Source organism: Roseibium sp. JB4-4 (assembly GCF_055693425.1).
The window spans coordinates 434,193-454,447 of record NZ_CM146333.1; the positions used below are offsets into that span (position 1 = coordinate 434,193).

Sequence of the window (20,255 nt, forward strand, 5' to 3'; positions counted from 1 at the left end):
GGCACTTAATTAGGGCAAGAGGGTGGCCGATTTGCAACGTAGGCCCTGTCCTGGATTCAAATCTGAATATCTTGGTGTTTATTTCTTGCGCCGGGGGCGTCCCAACATTCCATGTGTTACGATAAAGGGTGAGAATCAACGGTATCTCGGGCGGTTGTCATGGGTTTTATTGATAGTGCTGTGAATTCATTTCTGAAGAACGGTGTCCTTGGGGTTGCGCTCGCGCTATCCCTTTCTATAGCGCCTTTCTCGGTTTCGGCAGCTTTAGCCGATGATGAAGACGTGCCTTGGGTTCATGGCATTTCAATGCATGGAGCCCCTGCTCTTGGACCCGATGAACCCTTTCCCTACGCCAATCCTGATGCTCCTCAAGGCGGCACCCTGACACTTGGTGTTCAGGGAACCTTCGACAGCATGAATTCTTTCATTGTTCAAGGCGGTTGGACGTCTGCCAGAGGTATGCGCGAACGCCAGTTTGGCAACAACATCCTGGAGAGCCTTCTCGTTCGCTCCTATGCGGAACCTTTTTCGCTTTATGGGCTCGTCGCACAGCGCGTTCGCATGCCCGATAGCCGCGAATGGATCGAGTTCGAGCTGAACCCGAACGCCAAGTTTTCCGACGGCACACCCTTAACCGTTGACGACATCATTTTTTCGCTCGAAATCATCGAAGAAAAGGGGCGGCCGCCCTATCGTAACTGGTACGCAGCCATCAAGGAAAAGCAGGTTACCGCCCCAAACCGTCTAAAGCTTGTGTTTGAAAATGGAGACAATCGCGAATTGCCTCTGCTCATTGCGCTGGCACCGATCTTCTCCAAAAAACACACAGATGCCGAGAATTTCGACAAGTCCTCACTTAACCCGCCAGTCGGGTCTGGCCCATATACTTTCAAGACGATCGAAGCGGGTCGATTGGTCGTGTATGAAAAGAATCCTGACTACTGGGCGAAAGATCTGCCGGTCAAAGCCGGTTTCGACAATTTCAACGAGATCCGGGTCGAATATTTCAGAGATGAAACGACACTCCAGGAGGCCTTCAAGAAAGGCCTTGTGAATGCGCTCCAGTTCCGCGACCCGGCACGTTGGGCGACCGGATTTGACTTTCCGGCGGCTGAAAACGGTGATGTTGAGAAGCTCGCTATTCCATTCGGTATCCCTGCCAAAATGCAAGGCATTGCGTTTAACACCAGGCGTGAGCAATTTACGGACAAAAACGTCCGCAAAGCCCTCAGCATGCTCTTCGATTTCAAGTGGGTGAACGCGAACCTCTACTACGGGCTCTATCAACGCACTGCCGGGTATTGGGACAATTCAGATCTGTCTTCTATTGGAAGGCCTGCAAGCGAGCGCGAAAAGGAATTGCTGGCGCCCTTCCCTGATGCGGTGGACCCGGAAGTCATGGCCGGTACCTGGAGGCCCGCAGATGCGGACGGTTCCGGACGGGACAGGAAAGTCCTGCGTGAAGCGCTCGAAACGTTTGGCGAGGCAGGGTATAGCCTGGATAACCGGAAACTCGTGAACAAGGCGACCGGAAAGCCGCTATCGTTTGAGATCCTCGCAAAGAACGAAGACGAAGAAAAGCTTGCACTGGCCTATATCCGCACACTCGAACTTCTAGGCATTGAAGCAACTGTGCGAAGTGTTGATCCGGCGCAGTTTGAAGACCGACGGACCAAGCGCGAGTTCGATATGGTTTTCAACACCTGGAGGGCATCGCTGTCACCGGGTGCAGAACAATATGGACGCTGGTCGACGAAAGCAGCGGATCAGGAAGGTTCCTTCAATTTTGTGGGTGCTCGGGAGCCGGCAATTGATGCATTGATCAATGAGATCGTTGGAGCACGCAGCCGCGAGCATTTCGTCGATGCCGTCAGAGCCTTCGACCGTGTGCTCATCTCAGGAGCTTACGCCGTTCCGTTGTATCACGTTTCAGATGACTGGGTTGCCCATTGGAAAAAGGTCATCCCACCGCAGTCGCACTCCCTTTACGGGCATGAATTCGACACTTGGTGGTCAGCCACCGCTCAATGATCGGACCTATGGACGAAAGATAATATGAAAGTCACTCAAGAAAGCCTTGCAAAGGAGTACCACGAAAGCGGAGCCTGGTCCGATGTGCCGCTTGACGTTCTCCTTAAGAAAACAGCCTCCGAACATCCAGACAGACTGGCCCTTGTGGACGCGCCCGACCGGGCCGATTGGACAGGAGGCGGTCCAAGATCGCTGACTTATGCTGAAGCCGATCGTGAAGTCGACCGGCTGGCTGCGTTTTACAGTACTGTTGGTTTGTCCGCCGATCATGTTATCGGCGTTCAGTCGCCCAACACGGTCGATACGGTGATTGCTCTTTTGGCAGCGTTCAGGGCCAACCTCATCGTATCCCCATTGCCTCTGCATTGGCGCCAAAAGAATGTACTGGAGGCGTTGAATTCAATAGGAGCAAAAGGCTTCGTTGCGGCTGATCGTGTTGAAACCAGAGATGTTGGTGTCGCGGCCCGCGATGTTGCCGCCGACCTCTTTTCATTGCGTTTCGTTTTCGGGCTCGGCAAGGACGTTCCGGATGGACTGATTGAACTCGGGCCGTTGCTGCGTGATATGGCAGACGACCTTGAGTTTTCGTCCAGCGAGCGCCCGGATCCGGCCGATCATACTGCCACGATCTGCTGGAGCAGAAGCGGCGAAGAAAATGTTCCTGTGAGCAGGTGCCACAACCATTGGATGGCCGCTGGCCAGATGGTCGTTCAAGAAGCTCATATCAAGGAAGCCAGCAACATCCTCGTGCCCTACTCTCTCAGTGGGCTGACCGGACTTGGAGGCGGCCTCGTTCCCTGGCTGCAGACTGGCGGAACGTTGCATTTGCACCACCCGACATCTCTGGCAAACCTTGCGGCACATGCGAATGAAGTTGGTGCTGATGTTGTCATGACACCTGGTCCACTTGCGCAAACTTTGGACCGGAAGCTTGAAAACAACAACACGTCGGTACTCGCAGCCTGGAACATAGCTGCGCCGCATCCAACCACATTTGTGGCACGTCGCAGGCTTGTTGATCTTCATGTTGCAGATGAGTTTGCACTTGTGGCCAAGGCTCGAGGGCCGTCTGCCAAAATGAAGGCGACCGCGCTGGGAAAGTATAGCGGGTCGAACGGGTGCGAAAGCGGGCCAGCCCTCCTTGAAGTCTCTGTGAATGACGAAGTGGAAGATCAGACACCCACGCTTTTGGTAAAAGGGGCCATGGTTCCCGAGATAGGTTGGCGCACGATCAACAGTGAGCTGCGACGTGTGCGGTGGGAAGGAACCGGCTATCTGAATACCAATATCAAGGTCGAAATGTCAGAAGGTGGCATCTCCGGATTCGGCATTCCGGGACAGTATGCGCTTGGAACCGGAAATCTCGAAACGATCGACGTGATCTATTCAAGGTATCCAGGCATCAGGGAAGCTGCTGCTTTCGTCGTCGAAGACAGTGTTTTGGGGGCCAAAATGTATGCGGCGCTCGTACCAGAACCGGGAAATGTGCCTGATGCGGGCGCCTTTTTCGCGTATCTTGATGCTGAGGGCGTCGACCTGGCCAAGATCCCCCATCGCGTACTGATCTTGCAGTCTTTGCCTCGAAATGCCGATGGCACGCTTTGCAGGGATAGGCTGACCATGCGGACGCAGCGACTGCCGGCTGCCGTGGCATAGGGAGTGGGAATGGACGTTGAAACTTCGCTTTCCTGGCGTGGTCCCTATTGGTATGCGGGGCGGCGTCCAAGGCGAACCAGTGTCGGGGACGATCCGGAAGATCTGGATGTGTCCCTTCACGACATGTTTGCACGCGGCAATGCCCTACCGACAGCCCTACCCGCCGCCATCGTGGTGGATATCGCTGGTTTTGATGACACGGAACGCGGTCCGTTTTTCAGTTGGCTTCTAAATGAAATTGCCAAGTTGCCGTGCGAAGTTCCCTTTTATGTTCTGACCGGCAGCGAAGATGTTTTACCCGAGGACCTGCCGGCAACCGCGATTATTGATCGGGTTGTGCCCGATGACGTACTGATCATGTTGATCTGCATTCATCAACGCGCAATCCTGCGGTCTGAAGAAGCTCAGCTACGAAGAAGAGTATTTGGCCGCATCCCAGGATTTGGAACCGCCCCGCACCATAGCGGAACGAGCAGCCTTATGGTTGTCGGTCTCAGCGGCCGTTTTCTGGAATGGCAGGACGCCAGTGACGACAAAGTTGAAGTTGTCGGAGCCTTTGACGGCAATATGGCTGTGGAATTTATGTCTCAACGTGCATTTGATGCGGTTGTAGTGGATGCTCCCTTTGATGATGCGATCGACTACATGCAGCAAATTCGAAGAGATTCCCGTTTTGCAGGTCTGCCTGTCTTGGCCGTTTGTGAGCGTGAAGAAGACTTTGTCCTTTTGTTCCGAAACGGTGCGTCGGATGTGCTTGCGGGAGAGAACCGTAAGGAAACCCTGAGTAGGAGACTGAAAGCTGCCATCCGGTTTGGAAAACGGCGCCGTCTTGCTGACCGTGTTCTCGCGGAAAGCCACGTCTGGTTGAGGCAGCAGGTCAATCACGGTGGTCTCGGTGTTGAGGATTACACCAATTATCTTGAATCCTGTAGCAACGCTTTGGCCGTTCGAGGTCTTGATCTATGGGAAATGAGACTTCAGCCGGAAAATTTCGGTTTGACCGTGTCCAGTGATTTCAATCTTGAAGAGATCAATGCGACCCTTCTGTCGGTTGCTGATGCAACAAGTCGGGACGAGGACCTGGTTTGTCTGGTTCGAGATTTCGGCCCGGTGGCCGTCTTGAAAAATGAGGCAGGGACGGAGAGGCTTCAAAAACGTATTAACTCGATCTTGAGTCATACCGTTCTTTGAAGCTCTTTTGCCACAAGATTGCCCCGAAATTGGGGTTGGCATATCCGATTAAGGCGTTAGGCTTTGTGAATGACACTCATGATGGATGGATGAATGACCGATGTTGCCCCTTTGACCGTCGATGTGGTCTCCGATGTGATGTGCCCCTGGTGCTATATCGGCAAGAGACGGTTGGAGGCAGCGATCAGATCAGTCCCGGATCTTGATGTATTGGTTCGCTGGCATCCGTTTCAACTCGACGCCACGCTTCCCAAGACTGGAAAAGACCGGCAACAGTACCTTAGTGACAAGTTTGGGAGCCTGGACCAGGCAAATGCCTTTTACAGCCAGATCAAGGCAGCTGGCCTTGAGGAAGGCATCGACTTTGCGTTCGATGCCATCAAATTGTCGCCAAATACACTGGACTGCCATCGACTCATTCTCTGGTCGAGAGCGGATGATCTGCAGGACGAAGTCGTCGAGCGGCTTTTCAAAGCTTATTTCCTTGATGGAGAAGATCTAACGAAATCCGAAACTCTCGTTAGGATTTCCGACGAGGCAGGTATGGAATCTGATCTGGTTGAACAGCTGTTTGAAACGGATTCCGATCTCGACAAGACCATCGCTCAAATCGGCAAGGCGCAAGAGTCCGGGATTACAGGCGTTCCGTGTTTCATCATTGATGGGCGGTTCGTGTTGGCCGGGGCAGAAAAGGCTGAAACGATTGCCGCAGCGTTGAAGCATGCGGAAGAAACCCGCACGTTTCCGGAAACCGAAACGGTAAACTGATCTACGGCAAGACGTAAAAAGCCCCGCGATCAAGCGGGGCTTTTTGTTTCTTGAGTTCGTAACTGGCCTAATTGGCCTATCCTCGCAGGATCGAACGACCTGCGTATTGTGCCTGAAGACCAAGCTCTTCTTCGATGCGGATAAGCTGGTTGTATTTTGCCAACCTGTCAGAACGAGCCAATGAGCCCGTTTTGATCTGGCCGCAATTGGTGGCCACTGCCAGGTCTGCGATGGTCGAATCTTCTGTCTCACCTGAGCGGTGTGACATGACGGCAGTGTAAGCCGCTTTATGTGCCGTCTCTACCGCGTCTAGTGTCTCGGACAAAGTTCCGATCTGGTTGACCTTGATCAGGATCGAGTTCGCGACACCCATGTCGATGCCTTTGCGCAAGCGTTCCGAGTTGGTCACGAAAAGGTCGTCGCCCACAAGCTGACACTTGTTGCCGGCGAGATCTGTCGTCGCCTTCCAGCCCTCCCAGTCGTCTTCTGCCAAACCATCTTCGATTGAGATGATCGGGTAACGCGATACAAGATCATCCAGATATTTGGCCATCTCTTCGGGGGCGAGAGATTTGCCCTCACCTTCCAGAACGTATTTTCCGTCCTTGAAAAATTCAGTCGAGGCTGCATCGAGAGCGAGATAAACATCTTCGCCTGGCTTGTAACCGGCCGTTTCAATTGCCTTCATTACGAAGCCGATGGCGGCGTCGGTCGATTCCAGATTTGGAGCAAAGCCCCCTTCGTCGCCGACATTTGTGTTGTGGCCGGCAGCGTTGAGAGCTTTCTTCAGTGTATGAAAAATCTCCGAACCCATGCGTACAGCGTCGCTGAGGCTTTCAGCTCCAACCGGCATGATCATGAATTCCTGGAAATCGATAGGATTGTCCGCATGAGCGCCGCCGTTGATGATATTCATCATCGGAACGGGCAAGATACGCGCAGATGTACCACCAACATAACGATAGAGAGGCAGGCCGGATGCCTGAGCAGCTGCGCGCGCTGTTGCCAATGACACACCAAGGATGGCGTTTGCGCCAAGACGCGCTTTGTTCGGAGTGCCGTCGAGATCGATCATAGCCTGATCGATTTGAAGCTGGTCTTCTGCTTCCAGACCACCGATTGTTTCAAAGATTTCGCCGTTGACCGCATCAACAGCTTTCTGCACGCCCTTTCCCATGAAACGGCTTCCACCGTCCCGAAGTTCTACTGCTTCGTGAGCGCCGGTCGATGCGCCGGAAGGCACAGCAGCGCGGCCAAAGGAGCCGTCTTCAAGAAAGACATCGACTTCTACGGTTGGGTTGCCGCGGCTGTCAAAGATCTGACGGCCGACAACATCGATAATGGCGGTCATGGATAGAACTCCTTGTCGGAATGGACTTGAATTGATACTGGGCCAGGTCTTTTAACCGGCACTGCTGGACGCCTGTTAAAAGGCTTAAGGGTCGGAACGACGCTCCAAAGATAAGGCCGCACTTTTCGGTGCGGCCCAAACATTACTCGGCTGCATCAGCCTGGGATTTCACGACGGCATCAATCGCCTGCAGTTGTTTTAACAACGCTTCCAACTTGTCGATCGGCACCATGTTCGGTCCGTCTGATGGGGCCTTGTCCGGATCGGGATGCGTTTCAATGAACAAGCCGCCAACGCCAACGGCAACCGCTGCACGGGCGAGAACGGGAACCATTGTTCTGTCGCCACCAGTGGATGCTCCCTGCCCGCCCGGTTGCTGCACTGAGTGAGTGGCATCGAATACGACGGGCGCCCCTGTCTGCGCCATGATCGGCAGGGACCTCATGTCGGTTACAAGAGTGTTGTATCCGAAACTGGCACCCCGTTCGGTCAGGAGAACATTGGGATTGCCCGAGCCTGTGACCTTGGCTAGGACATTTTTCATGTCCCAGGGCGCGAGAAACTGCCCCTTCTTAACATTGACGGCCTTACCGGTCTTGGCTGCTGCAACCAGAAGATCCGTTTGCCGGCATAGGAACGCTGGGATCTGAAGCACGTCGATCACCTCAGCGACTGAAGCGCATTGATCGGCGGAATGAACGTCTGTAATGACAGGAAGCCCAAATTTCTCTTTGACTTCAGCAAAGATTGGCAAAGCGTCTTTCAGTCCGACGCCTCTACCTCCAGAGAGTGAGGTCCTGTTGGCTTTGTCAAAGGAACTCTTATAGACCAGTCCAATACCGAGGCCATCGGCAATTCCTTTGATTGCCTCTGCACATTCCATGGCGTGATCACGGCTTTCCATTGCACATGGCCCGGCAATCAGACTGAATGGAGCAGAATTGCTGAAAGTTACGTTTCCAACAGATACTTCGCGATTAGGCTCGGACATCAATCACCATTTTTTAGCATAAGAAGGCGCGGGTCGCGCCTGTCTTAGCAAACGTTGGCCTCGGACAGGATTCCGGCATTGCATAGCCTTCTTTTGCGTCTGCTGCAACTGCGGTTCGCACATGCCAACGCCTGGAAGATCTAATGAAACGAGAACCCGGCAATGCCGACATTTCTAAGCCTGCGGACAAATTTACAACCAGCGAAAATATTGCGTTGCACAAAATGAAATCGACAAATGTCTCATGCGGTCATATTCTCTTAATCGCAAAGATCGACATTCAGTAGATAACCCTTTGTTAGCGATTTTAGATCCGTAGTTTGAACAATGGGGTCGCGCACCGGCCTCTCCACTTCAAAAACAGCTGACGCAAAGCATTGGAAGGCAAAAATGAAAAAGCCAATTCGCAAGGCCGTGCTGCCTGTGGCCGGACTCGGGACAAGATTTCTGCCGGCTACGAAAGCCGTGCCGAAGGAAATGCTCACAATTGTTGACCGGCCGATCATCCAGTACGTTGTCGATGAAGCAAGGGCGGCTGGAATTGAGCACATTGTTTTTGTGACTGGTCGCAACAAGCATGTCATCGAAGATCATTTCGACGTGGCATACGAGCTTGAAGATACTCTCCGGTCCCGTAACAAGGATGCTGCGCTCGAACTTTTGGAAAAGCACCGGCCTGAGCCCGGTTCTACAAGTTTCACCCGCCAGCAAGCGCCACTCGGTCTGGGGCATGCGATTTGGTGCGCACGAGATATTATCGGTGATGAGCCGTTTGCGATCCTGTTGCCTGACGTAATCATCAAATCGCAAGTCAGTTGCCTCAGGCAGATGGTTGATCTCTACGATCAGACGGGCGGCAACGTCATTGCCGTTGAAGAAGTGCCGGATGATCAGACCCATCAATACGGAATTGTCGAGCTCGCCGCAAAAATCAACGACAATGCCAGCAAGATCTCGAACATGGTTGAAAAACCGGCACCAGGTACCGCACCTTCAAACCTGATGATCACCGGAAGATACATTCTGCAGCCTGAGATATTTGAACTCTTGTCAAATCAGACCAAAGGTGCTGGTGGCGAGATTCAGCTGACAGATAGTATGCTTTCAATGATGAAAGAGCAGTCCTTTGCTTCGCTGAAGTTTGAAGGCCGCAGCTACGATTGCGGCAGCAAACCCGGCTTTCTGTCGGCTAACATCGCCTTCGGAATGGACGACCCGGCTCTTGCGGAAGAGTTGGTTCCATTCATGAAGGAAATGATCCAGCAACCTCTGGCCGCCGAATAATAGCTTCCTGATTGCCAGTGGGCTTGAAAAGACTTCGAAGAACGGATTAGGACAGAGCCGGATCACCAACAGGTGGTTCGGCTCTTCCCTTGTTCAGGAACCTCCATGACCAGTAGTAATCTTTCCCAGCTCAAGATAGCCGTGATCGGTCTCGGATATGTCGGCCTACCGGTGGCAGTTGCCTTTGCTGGGAAAGGCTATGATGTTCTTGGATTTGATATCAGCCAGAGCAGGCTTGATGAGTTGATAGCCGGACACGACAGTACAGCCTCGGTTTCTGCAGAAGAACTCAATCAAGACTGCCTGTCTTTTTCCTCAGACGAGAATTCACTGAAACACTGCGAAGTCTTCATTGTTGCAGTCCCCACACCGGTGGATGACGCAAAACGACCGGATTTGACACCTTTCAAGAGTGCAGCGGAAACGGTCGGTCGCAACATGAAACGCGGCTCAATAGTCGTTTTTGAATCGACAGTTTTTCCTGGAGCAACCGAAGAGGTTGCCGTGCCACTGCTCGAACGCGTTTCAAAGCTGACAGTGCGTGACGGATTTGAAGTTGGTTATTCTCCCGAACGAATAAACCCCGGAGACGGCCAGCGTGGATTTGCTGACATAACCAAGATCGTTTCCGCATCTTCAGAAGCAGCGACAGAGCTGCTTGCCGACCTCTATGGCAGCGTCGTCAGCGCCGGCATTCACAAAGCTCCTTCCATCAAGGTGGCCGAAGCATCAAAGGTGATCGAAAACACTCAGCGCGATTTGAACATCGCATTGATGAATGAATTGTCGATGATGTTTCACCAGATAGGGATCGACACTCGAGATGTGTTGGCTGGGTCCGCAACGAAATGGAACTTTCTGCCGTTTCAGCCTGGACTGGTCGGTGGTCACTGTATTGGGGTTGACCCTTATTACCTGACCCACAAAGCACATGAAATCGGCATGACACCGCAAGTGATCCTGGCCGGCCGAGGCACCAATGAAGCGATGCCTGGATTTGTTGCCGGGAAAGTTATTCAGGAAAGCGTTAAACTTGGTCAGCCAATGCCGCTGAAAATTGCCGTTCTCGGAATTACCTACAAGGCTGATGTTCCAGATACTCGAAACTCAAAGGTGGTCGACTTGATCCACGAGTTTGAGAAGTTCGGCGCCGAGGTCCTCGTCCACGATCCGCTTGCCGACCATGATCAGGTCAAAGAGGAGTATGGGATCAACTTGAGCGATCTTGAGCAGTTACGAGAATCACACGTGGTGGTTCTGGCAGTTCCGCATAGTCAATTTTTACAAGGTGATGGCAGCTGGCAAATGGCCACTTCTGTTCTTATGAACGGCAGTGGCCTTGTAGCGGACATACCGGCTGTTCTTGATCGCGAAACCGTGCCCGACAACGTCACGCTGTGGCGTCTTTGATTTTTCAAGCTTTTTTAGATCAAAAACTGAGTAAAATCTGTAATTTATTGACACCTGCATGATTATTGTTTCGTTTTTGGCAAAAGAAGTCTGCCTGTTGACGTCGGGGATTACTCTCATTTTGCGATCTGGTTAAACAAATGCGCCGTATACTGATCGGGTTCAGAAAAGGAGACACCGATCATGGCTCAAACTCATTTCTGGAAGACAGTTGCAGCTGCGGGTCTTGGCGTTTTTTTGTGTCTGGGTGGCGCGCAGGCCGAGGAAGCCCCAGACAGTGGCATATTGCAAAAAATCATCAAGAACCAGATGACAGCCTTTGCCTCCGGAAATGCCAAGGCGGCGTTCTCTTTCGCGACAAATTCCCTTCAGCAACAATTCCAGACACCTGAATTTTTCATGGAAATGGTACGTCAGGGATATCAACCGGTGTATCGACCCAAGAGTGTTACTTTCGGACAATCCAAGATGACGAAGTTGGGACCGACCCAGGAGGTCTATGTAACTGGGCCCAAGGGCAAAAACTGGCTAGCGCTGTATAGTTTCGAAAAACAGGATGACGGCTCTTGGCGCATATCCGGCTGCTACCTGACCAAATCTGACGGTATTTCGGCTTAGCCACGTTTGATAAAAGCGCTTTACTGTCGTTCCAAAAACGCCGCTCTAGAGTGCGCGAATATCTCCCCGTGCCCAGTCCTCTTTGGTTTTTGAATAAAAGTCGTCAAAACGTCCAGATTCAATGGCATCGCGCATGCCCTGCATAAGCTGTTGGTAGTAAGCAATGTTGTTCCAGGTCAACAGCATGCCCGCGAGCCCCTCGCCCGAGCGAACAAGGTGATGCAGATAGGCCCTGCTGTAAGTGCTTGATGCAGGACAGCTGCTTTCTTCATCTAGGGGTCTCGGGTCGTCTTGGTGACGCGCGTTTTTCAGATTGACCTTGCCGAAACGGGTATAGGCCAAGCCATGTCGGCCTGCCCGCGTTGGCATGACGCAATCGAACTGATCGATACCGCGTTTGACACTTTCAAGAAGATCATCGGGCGTGCCCACACCCATGAGGTACCGAGGCTTATCAATCGGCATGACTGGTGTTGTAATGTCGAGCATGCTCAACATGACTTCTTGTGGCTCTCCTACAGCAAGTCCGCCAACGGAAAACCCTTCAAACGGTATTTTTCCCAGTTCCTGCGCGGATTGGATACGCAGGTCAGGTTGGTCACCACCTTGCACGATCCCGTACAGCCCTTGCCCCTTTTGAGGACCGCTCATGTCTTCAAATTGCCTGCGAGAACGTTCTGCCCATCTCAGAGACAGTTCCATGGCGCGCTGAACTTCTTCTTTCGGGCTTGGAAGCTTGATGCACTCATCGAGCTGCATCTGAATATCTGAACCAAGCAAGCCCTGTATCTCGACTGAGCGCTCCGGTGTCAGGTGATGCCTGGAACCATCAATGTGGCTTTGAAATCGGACACCATCCTCATCCAGTTTGCGCAATTGTGCGAGAGACATCACCTGAAATCCGCCACTGTCTGTCAGGATGGTGTGCGGCCAGTTCATGAACTTGTGCAATCCACCAAGTCTTTCGACCCGCTCGGCTGTTGGTCGAAGCATCAAGTGATAGGTGTTGCCAAGAACAACATCCGAACCGGTTTCGCGAACCTGTTCAGGATACATTGCCTTCACCGTTGCCTGTGTGCCAACCGGCATAAAGGCGGGCGTGCGAACCACTCCATGGGGCGTTGTTATTTCTCCCCGGCGTGCCATCCCGTCGGTTGAAATCAGCTTGAAACCAAACTTTTTGTTCTGCTCGGTCATGATTTTCCTAAACCGCGCCGTGCTGTGGGAACAGCAGTGAGGCGTCGCCATAGCTATAGAAGCGGTATTCCTGTTCGATCGCGTGTTGATATGCAGCGCGCATTGTCTCAAGTCCAGAAAACGCTGACACAAGCATGAACAACGTGGAGCGCGGAAGATGGAAATTGGTCATGAGAGCATCAATTGCGAGGAAGCGATAACCCGGAGTGATAAAGATTGCTGTTTCGCCGGCAAACGCCGTGATTTCACCAGTGATTTGAGCAGAGCTCTCCAGAATCCGCAGTGACGTTGTTCCGACACTTACGACCTTGTTGCCGCGTGCTCTCACCGCCCTTAGCGCCTCTGCGGTATCTTCTGAGATTTCTCCCCACTCGGCGTGCATCTTGTGGTCGTTGGTGTCCTCTGCCTTAACTGGAAGAAACGTTCCTGCACCGACATGCAGCGTTACGCAGTGCTGTTCCACCCCATGCTGTGTCAAAGCCTGAAGAAGGTCCGAAGTAAAATGCAGGCCGGCCGTCGGGGCCGCAACGGCGCCATCCTTTTCGGCAAAAATTGTCTGGTAGTCTTTGCGATCCTGTTCGTCTTCGCCACGTTTTTGGGCGATGTAAGGTGGAAGAGGAATGTGCCCGACAGCTGCGATTGCCGCATCAAGTGCGGGGCCATCTTGGTCAAAAACCAGAAGAACTTCGCCACCATCAGATTTTTCAGCGACTTCAGCAGTCAGTCTTGCTCCAAATCCTTCGAAAAGGACGGTGTCGCCAACTTGAAGCTTCTTTGCAGGACGGACAAAAGCCTTCCAGCTGCTTGAACCGGTCCGCATGTGAAGCGTTGCACCCACTCCAGCGCTGATATCACCACGCAAGCGCGTTCCTTCAAGTTGCGCAGGAATGACCCGGGTATCGTTGAACACGAGGGCATCACCGGGCTCCAAAATACTGGTCAGATCCCTTACACTCTTGTCGGTTAGCGGATCGTACTCACCTGGCTTGACTACGAGCATACGCGCTGAATCGCGTGGCCTTGCCGGGCGCAATGCGATCCGCTCGTTTGGGAGGTCAAAATCAAAAGTATCAACAAGCATAACGCTCAGGTTTTTCGCTGGTATTAAGCTGCCGAAATACGAGAACAGCTCTGATTGAAGTGAACGGGACAAGATCAGGTCAGCGGCTCATAAAGGGCGATCGGGATCCGGTCAACTCAAGGAGCCAAAATACGGCACCACCCAAAACGGCGCGACAAATTTTGCCGCGCCGTTTCGATCGCTATACCTGGAAAATTTTGAGTCAGGCCGCGTCGGCCGCGACCTTCAAAGAAACGATATTGTCGGGATCGACCACAGGTTCGCCGCGCTTGATCTTGTCGACATTGTCCATACCGTCGATCACGACACCCCAAACCGTGTACTGACCATCAAGCCAAGGTGCGTCGGTAAAGCAGATGAAAAACTGGCTGTCGCCGGAGTTGGGATCCATAGCACGTGCCATGGAACATGTGCCGCGGATGTGTTTTTCCTGGCTGAACTCGGCCTTCAGTTTTTGACCTGAACCGCCAGTTCCTGTTCCTTGCGGACAACCGGTCTGGGCCATGAAACCATCAATGACACGGTGAAACACGATACCGTCATAAAAGCCTTCGCGGACAAGTTCCTTGATCCGAGCGACATGTGTCGGTGCAAGGTCGGGTTTCAGTTCTATAACAACCTGACCCTGGTTGGTTTCCATGATCAACGTGTTTTCGGCATCTTTGATTTCAGCCATTTAATTCGCTCCTTGAGTCCTAAAAAGGCGTTGTTGAGAAGGCTAGCCGGCGTCAGCGGCGACCTGCATTTTGATGATTTTGTCCGGGTTTGCGGGCGGTTCGCCGCGAGTGATCTTGTCAACGACATCCATGCCATCAACGACTTCACCGAATACGGTGTATTGTCCGTTCAACCAGTCGCCATCGTTGAACATGATGAAGAATTGCGAGTTGGCGCTGTTTGGATCTGAGGCACGAGCCATGCCAAGCGTGCCGCGTTTGAAAGATGCATTGCTGAATTCAGCTGCTATGTCGGGAAGATTCGATCCCCCACTTCCGGTTCCAGTCGGATCACCGGTTTGGGCCATGAACCCATCAATCACCCTGTGAAAGACGATGCCGTCGTAGAAACCATCGCGTGTCAATTGCTTGATGCGCTCAACGTGGTTGGGGGCAACGTCCGGCCGAAGCTCGATCGTAACCCGTCCATCTTTCAGGTCGAGGTAAAGGGTGTTCTCGGGATCTGCCGCCTGGGCACCGAAAACCGGCAGGATCAGAAACGACGCCAGAACGGCGAAAACTGTAAACAATCGTGACACTGGAGACTCCTAAGGTTCAGGTCAGAGAAATTTCAATCATGAACCGGGTAATGCCCGATGTCTGAGAGGCTCGGCAACAGGCTCCGGTACAAACGCGGAGATTTCTCCGCCCATTTTTGCGATTTGACGCACTAACGTGGCCGTGATGTGGCGCACTGCCGGTGATGCAGGCAAAAAGACCGTCTTGATCCCCGGCTCAAGCGTGCCGTTCATGCCTGCCATTTGCATCTCATAGTCAAGGTCGGTCCCGTCTCGAAGACCACGCACAAGATAGGCCGCGCCTTGCGTTCTTGCAGTGTTAATCACCAGATCGGAAAATGAAATCACTTCAATCCGCGCCGTTTCCTCGGGACTGAATTCAACTCTTGCAGACGCATGGAGCAGCTCAACGCGTTCCTCGAAAGAGAAAAGAGGGGTTTTGCCGGGATGGATCCCAATAGCCACCACCACCTTGTCGGCCAAGGCGAGTGCCTGGCGTAGAATATCCATGTGGCCGTTTGTGACCGGATCAAACGAACCGGGATAAAGCGCTATACGAGTCATGGCATCTTCAATACTCCGCCAATACTCCGCTCACAAGCCAAAGCCCCAGTACATTCGAATTTTTGCGGGCAACTGACATTTTGTGACGGTCATCACATCCGTCTTTTCTTCTATAAGGCAAAGTGGCTTCATCGAAAACAGATGGCGTGAGCAGGAGCCAAGACAATGAGGAGCTACGAAACAATTGACCGAACCGCAGACCAAAGCGCGGCAAAGTCATTTATCATTCAGGCCAGGGCCGTTGATCCGGTGGCCAACTTCAAGATGGTTGCCATCTTTACGCTGGCGTTGCTGACGATGATTGCAGCGGGCGTAATGACGATGCACCCGAGCAATGCCTCGCAGGCTCAGGACCTGAACAGCCTGGCAACCCAAGGCATGATGGCCACGAAAGGTGATCGTGCAGCAATTACCCAATCAGCCAATGGCTGTGAAACTCAGGCATGGGGTGCCTGGACAGAAGACTGCGCGGCGGAATTGACCGGCGCAAGCAAGGTCCGCAACGTTTCTTTCGTTACTGTTGAGAAACAGACCCCATCCGTAAACGAAACAATTTTGGCCCGTTACCCGACGGCAAACTAAGTCTTACCAAAGACCTCCCTCCCCAACGGCAAACAGCGGCTCAGGTTCCACCCTGGCCGCTGTTGTCGTTCTAGGCGATTGTTTGGCTCTATCAGTTTTCCGGCGGAGTTCCTTCCGGATCTGGAGAGCTGTCATCAGTGTCCGCGGACTTAACACTGTCTTCGCTGTTTTCTCCGTTTTCGGCGCCTTCTACTTCTTCTTCGATGACGTCTTCTTCATCGACTTCCGAAATCCCTTCAACAGCCACTACCTTTTCATCATCAGCGGTCTTGAAGACAATGACACCTTGTGTTGCCCTGCCCGCGATGCGAATGCCATCTACAGGACACCGGATCAACTGACCGCCATCTGTGACAAGCATTATCTGATGGCTTTCCTCCACCGGGAAGGATGCGATCAATCCACCGTTTCTGTTGTTGACGGCCATCGCCGTGATGCCCTTACCGCCACGGCCGGTAACGCGGTATTCAAATGACGAAGTCCGTTTGCCGTAGCCGTTTTCGGAAATGGTTAGAATGATCTGTTCAGCTGCGCTCATTTGAGCGTACCGTTCTTGAGGCAGTTCACCGGCGACAACACCGTCCTCATCCGCTCCATTCGCATTTTCGTCCGCTTCACCGCGCATAGCGCGAGAAAGCTTGAGATAGGCGGCGCGCTCTTCCGCATCGACATCGATATGGTGCAGGATCTGCATTGATATGACGCAGTCGCCATCCGCAAGCCTGATGCCTCGAACACCAACTGAGTTTCTGCCGGCAAAGACGCGCACGTCGGTAGCCGGGAAACGGATGCACTGGCCATAATTGGTGGTCAGCATGACATCGTCGTGTTCGGAACAGGTGTCGACACCTACAATACCGTCGCCTTCCTCCAGCTTCATGGCAATCTTGCCATTTCGGTTGATGTTGACGAAGTCAGAAAGCTTGTTACGCCGGACGGTGCCTCGCACCGTTGCAAACATAACATCAAGATTGGCCCAGCTGTCTTCGTCCTCTGGCAACGGAAGTATCGACGTAATCTGTTCGCCCTGCGCGAGAGGCAGCATATTGACGAGTGCCTTGCCTCGCGAGGTTGGGCTTCCAAGAGGTAGTCGCCAGACCTTCATCTTGTAACAAATGCCACGTGACGAGAAGAAGAGCACCGGTGTATGGGTGTTCGCAACGAAAAGACGGGTGACGAAATCCTCTTCCTTTGTTGCCATTCCGGACCGGCCTTTGCCGCCGCGTCGTTGTGCACGATAGGTGGCCAAAGGAACCCGCTTGATATATCCGCTGTGAGAAACGGTCACGACCATATCTTCGCGTTGGATCAGGTCTTCGTCGTCGAAATCCGCGCCGCCTTCGACAATTTCCGTCCGTCGCGGCGTCGCGAATTCTTCCTTGATCTCAAGCATTTCCGTTCTGACAATGTCCTGAATACGCGCACGCGAGCGCAGGATGTCGAGAAAATCGGAAATTTCTGCACCAATCTTGTTCAGCTCTTCCTCAATTTCGTCGCGGCCCATTGCCGTCAGGCGCTGGAGTCTGAGCTCGAGAATGGCTCTGGCCTGTTCTTCAGACAGTTTGTAGGTGCCATCTTCCTGAACCATGTGGCGGGGATCATCGATCAAGCGGATCAACGCTTCCACGTCACGTGCCGGCCAGTTTCGTTCCATCAACTGGGCCCGAGCAGTCGCCGGATCGGGGGCAGCCCGGATCAGCTTGATGACCTCGTCGATGTTTTCAACAGCGATACCCAGACCAACCAAGATATGCGCACGATCGCGCGCTTTCTTGAGGAGATAACGCGTCCTGCGCTGTATGACCTCTTCGCGGAAAGCGACGAAGGCATGCAACATGTCGGACAGGTTCATCTGCTCCGGCTTGCCGCCATTGAGTGCCACCATATTGGCGCCAAAGGACGTTTGCAGCTGACTGAAGCGATAGAGCTGGTTCAGGACAACATCCGGGACCGCATCTCGCTTGAGTTCAATAACGACCCGCATGCCGGAGCGGTCGCTTTCGTCCCGAATATCGGAAATGCCCTCAATGCGCTTGTCGCGCACGAGCTCAGCAATCTTCTCGATCATGGTCGATTTGTTGACCTGATACGGAATTTCCGTGACGATCAAAGCGTTGCGGTCCTTGCGGACCTCCTCGATATCCACCTTTGCCCGCATGACGACAGAGCCGCGCCCACTTTCATAGGCATTGCGGATACCTGAACGCCCAAGAATCATACCGCCAGTCGGGAAGTCCGGGCCGGGCACGATCTGCATCAACTCCTCCAGCGACATCGCCGGATTTTCCATTATGGCAATGGCAGCGTCGATGACTTCTCCCAGGTTGTGCGGTGGAATGTTCGTGGCCATGCCGACTGCAATACCGCCGGCACCGTTGACAAGAAGGTTTGGAAATTTTGCCGGCAGGACAACCGGTTCGCTTTCGGAATTGTCATAGTTTTCCTGAAAGTCGACGGTTTCCTTGTCGATATCGTCAAGGAGTCTGTGGGCTACCTTTTCCAGCCGGCACTCCGTGTAGCGCATAGCTGCCGCCGGGTCGCCGTCAATCGATCCGAAGTTGCCTTGTCCGTCTATCAACGGCAGGCGCAGAGAAAAATTCTGCGCCATGCGAACCAATGCATCGTAAATCGCGCTGTCGCCATGTGGGTGATATTTACCCATGACGTCACCGACCACGCGCGCCGACTTGCGGTATGGCTTGTTCCACTCATAGCCATTCTCGTGCATCGAATAGAGGATGCGCCGATGCACCGGCTTGAGTCCGTCTCTGACATCAGGAAGCGCACGCGATACGATCACGCTCATCGCGTAATCGAGGTAGCTGCTCTTCATTTCGTCGACAATGGAAACCGGTTTGATATCGGACGAAAATCCGTCCGAAGGGGTGCTGTTGTCCTGGTCGGCCAAGGAAGACACTCATTTAATTGTTATTGCTGCGTCTTTTATATCCGATTCAATCATCAGAACCAAATAAATGACTGTTTTGCGTCAGAGTTAAAAAGCAACAAAAACAGTTACTTATAGACAGTATACACAGGGTCGAAAAATGATTTCGCCGATGTGGGTCGTCGCGGTCACCAATCCCCTGTAGTAAGACAGAAATCAGGCCAGATTGAATGTCCGGGGAATGGGGAATGATGGACTATTATATCAATGCTTTTGCGACCTTGTTCGTCACCATTGACCCGGTAGGTTTGGCCCCGATGTTTCTGGCAATCACTGCCGGTATGAGCCAAGCGGACAGGCGCAGGGTTGCCATCAGAGCGACACTTACCGCGGCAGCAATTCTGCTGGTGTTTTATGCGTCAGGTCAAACTGTTCTCAATGTACTTGGCATTTCAGTTTCCGCATTCCGCGTTGCAGGCGGTATCTTGTTGTTCCTGATCGCAATTGAGATGATTTTTGGCAAAAGGCAGCAGCGCAAATCGGAAACGGCCGAAAAGGCCATGGAGGCAGATACGCATCAGGGTTCCATCCACGAGCTGGCAATTTTTCCGCTTGCCATACCACTGATTGCCGGACCTGCTGCAATATCTGCGATTATTTTGTTGTCCAGCCAGGCACCGGACACACTGACTTATGCAGGCCTTGGCGGTGTCATAGCCATTATATTGTTGAGCTGTCTGGGCGCTTTCCTGCTGGCTGACAAAATTGAACGCCTTTTAGGGGACACCGCACAGTTGGTTATCACACGGCTGCTCGGGGTATTGCTTGCCGCATTGTCCGTTCAATTCGTTGCCGACGGTATTCTCGCATTTATTCAGGGTTAGCAGTCAGACGGTTCACTGCTTGAGCGTGATCCTGAATTCCTGAGCTGAAACACCATGAACGCTATCCCTCGCTTTGATGACGACTTCGTTGATACCCTCAGGGACTTTGACACCTGACAATGATCTGGTGAAGGGTTGCTCATCCACATGGGGATGATGGAGAATACGTTCTCCCAGAAGGTCGCCGTCCGGTGTGAGTACCTGCCAAAGATCGGCATAGTGATCCCAGCCCGTGTCATCATGCTCTAGTGTGACGGAAAAGGTCCAGCTGTCACCCGACGCCCTTGCTTCAGCTCCAACGATCTTCACGTCACCTGCAACAGCATTGCCAATCATCAAGGATGCAAGCACAAGTGCCGCACATGACAGTCGTTTCAAGCTTTTTTGCATGTTTTTGCACTCCGAAAACAGATCTTTGACCGCCATCCTTGCAACGGTTTTTCGCTGAGACAAAATAAAGATTGCGTCATAGGCGATGTTGAAGTGTGAGCCCCTCAGTGGCTCCCAAATTCTTCGGCACGAAAGC

General features: G+C 52.8%; 18 protein-coding genes. 9 read left to right on the plus strand and 9 right to left on the minus strand.

All coding sequences use genetic code 11. From position 1 onward, the window contains the following. Positions 1-159: 159 nt before the first annotated feature. The 4 genes from ACZ1HV_RS02025 (at position 160) to ACZ1HV_RS02040 (ending at position 5,646) form a co-directional block, all read left to right on the plus strand. Positions 160-2,031 carry an extracellular solute-binding protein gene (locus tag ACZ1HV_RS02025; protein WP_472717163.1) on the plus strand — a complete coding sequence of 624 codons (1,872 nt, stop codon included), beginning with the start codon at positions 160-162 and terminating at the stop codon, positions 2,029-2,031. A 24-nt stretch (positions 2,032-2,055) separates the two neighbouring features. Then, complete coding sequence (locus ACZ1HV_RS02030; protein WP_472717164.1) at positions 2,056-3,687, plus strand: AMP-binding protein; 1,632 nt, start codon at positions 2,056-2,058, stop codon at positions 3,685-3,687. A gap of 9 nt (positions 3,688-3,696) precedes the next feature. Then, positions 3,697-4,878, plus strand: coding sequence for a PleD family two-component system response regulator (locus tag ACZ1HV_RS02035; protein WP_298963000.1), 1,182 nt, complete (start codon positions 3,697-3,699; stop codon positions 4,876-4,878). Positions 4,879-4,971: 93 nt separating this feature from the next. After that, positions 4,972-5,646 carry a DsbA family oxidoreductase gene (locus ACZ1HV_RS02040; protein WP_298815506.1) on the plus strand — a complete coding sequence of 225 codons (675 nt, stop codon included), beginning with the start codon at positions 4,972-4,974 and terminating at the stop codon, positions 5,644-5,646. A gap of 76 nt (positions 5,647-5,722) precedes the next feature. Here the strand turns inward: ACZ1HV_RS02040 and eno are convergent, their stop codons facing one another. Together eno and kdsA are read right to left on the minus strand one after the other, a co-directional pair. Then, the gene (gene eno, locus ACZ1HV_RS02045; RefSeq protein ID WP_298815504.1) at positions 5,723-6,997 is read right to left on the minus strand and encodes a phosphopyruvate hydratase; all 1,275 of its coding nucleotides are present in this window, start codon (positions 6,995-6,997) and stop codon (positions 5,723-5,725) included. 142 nt (positions 6,998-7,139) lie between these two features. Further along, a complete protein-coding gene (gene kdsA / locus ACZ1HV_RS02050) occupies positions 7,140-7,988 on the minus strand; it encodes a 3-deoxy-8-phosphooctulonate synthase (RefSeq protein WP_472717165.1) in 849 nt (282 codons plus the stop codon). Between the two features lie 390 nt (positions 7,989-8,378). On the opposite strand from kdsA, the gene galU reads away from it, so the two are divergent. The 3 genes from galU (at position 8,379) to ACZ1HV_RS02065 (ending at position 11,300) form a co-directional block, all read left to right on the plus strand. Beyond that, positions 8,379-9,272: a UTP--glucose-1-phosphate uridylyltransferase GalU gene (gene galU / locus ACZ1HV_RS02055; protein ID WP_298815500.1), complete on the plus strand. Its 894-nt coding sequence runs from the start codon at positions 8,379-8,381 to the stop codon at positions 9,270-9,272. A 105-nt stretch (positions 9,273-9,377) separates the two neighbouring features. After that, a complete protein-coding gene (locus tag ACZ1HV_RS02060; protein ID WP_298962994.1) occupies positions 9,378-10,682 on the plus strand; it encodes a nucleotide sugar dehydrogenase in 1,305 nt (434 codons plus the stop codon). Between the two features lie 183 nt (positions 10,683-10,865). Beyond that, positions 10,866-11,300, plus strand: coding sequence for a DUF4864 domain-containing protein (locus tag ACZ1HV_RS02065; RefSeq protein WP_298815496.1), 435 nt, complete (start codon positions 10,866-10,868; stop codon positions 11,298-11,300). A 45-nt stretch (positions 11,301-11,345) separates the two neighbouring features. Here ACZ1HV_RS02065 and tgt read toward each other — a convergent pair whose 3' ends face one another. The 5 genes from tgt to coaD all read right to left on the minus strand — a co-directional run bounded on the left by tgt (position 11,346) and on the right by coaD (position 15,376). Next, positions 11,346-12,497: a tRNA guanosine(34) transglycosylase Tgt gene (tgt, locus tag ACZ1HV_RS02070; RefSeq protein ID WP_472717166.1), complete on the minus strand. Its 1,152-nt coding sequence runs from the start codon at positions 12,495-12,497 to the stop codon at positions 11,346-11,348. A 7-nt stretch (positions 12,498-12,504) separates the two neighbouring features. Beyond that, positions 12,505-13,578: a tRNA preQ1(34) S-adenosylmethionine ribosyltransferase-isomerase QueA gene (queA, locus tag ACZ1HV_RS02075; protein WP_472717167.1), complete on the minus strand. Its 1,074-nt coding sequence runs from the start codon at positions 13,576-13,578 to the stop codon at positions 12,505-12,507. Between the two features lie 202 nt (positions 13,579-13,780). After that, positions 13,781-14,254, minus strand: coding sequence for a peptidylprolyl isomerase (locus ACZ1HV_RS02080; RefSeq protein WP_298815489.1), 474 nt, complete (start codon positions 14,252-14,254; stop codon positions 13,781-13,783). A 42-nt stretch (positions 14,255-14,296) separates the two neighbouring features. Continuing rightward, a complete protein-coding gene (locus ACZ1HV_RS02085; protein ID WP_472717168.1) occupies positions 14,297-14,833 on the minus strand; it encodes a peptidylprolyl isomerase in 537 nt (178 codons plus the stop codon). Positions 14,834-14,869: 36 nt separating this feature from the next. Further along, a complete protein-coding gene (coaD, locus tag ACZ1HV_RS02090) occupies positions 14,870-15,376 on the minus strand; it encodes a pantetheine-phosphate adenylyltransferase (RefSeq protein WP_298815487.1) in 507 nt (168 codons plus the stop codon). 165 nt (positions 15,377-15,541) lie between these two features. On the opposite strand from coaD, the gene ACZ1HV_RS02095 reads away from it, so the two are divergent. Beyond that, positions 15,542-15,958, plus strand: coding sequence for a phosphopantetheine adenylyltransferase (locus ACZ1HV_RS02095; protein ID WP_298815485.1), 417 nt, complete (start codon positions 15,542-15,544; stop codon positions 15,956-15,958). Positions 15,959-16,049: 91 nt separating this feature from the next. On the opposite strand, the gene gyrA is transcribed toward ACZ1HV_RS02095, so the two are convergent. Continuing rightward, positions 16,050-18,866, minus strand: a complete 2,817-nt coding sequence (gene gyrA, locus ACZ1HV_RS02100) for a DNA gyrase subunit A (protein WP_472717169.1) — start codon at positions 18,864-18,866, stop codon at positions 16,050-16,052. A gap of 227 nt (positions 18,867-19,093) precedes the next feature. Between gyrA and ACZ1HV_RS02105 the strand changes: the two genes are divergently transcribed. Continuing rightward, the gene (locus tag ACZ1HV_RS02105; RefSeq protein WP_298815481.1) at positions 19,094-19,729 is read left to right on the plus strand and encodes a MarC family protein; all 636 of its coding nucleotides are present in this window, start codon (positions 19,094-19,096) and stop codon (positions 19,727-19,729) included. Between the two features lie 12 nt (positions 19,730-19,741). On the opposite strand, the gene ACZ1HV_RS02110 is transcribed toward ACZ1HV_RS02105, so the two are convergent. After that, the gene (locus ACZ1HV_RS02110) at positions 19,742-20,119 is read right to left on the minus strand and encodes a hypothetical protein (RefSeq protein ID WP_472717170.1); all 378 of its coding nucleotides are present in this window, start codon (positions 20,117-20,119) and stop codon (positions 19,742-19,744) included. Positions 20,120-20,255: the final 136 nt, after the last annotated feature.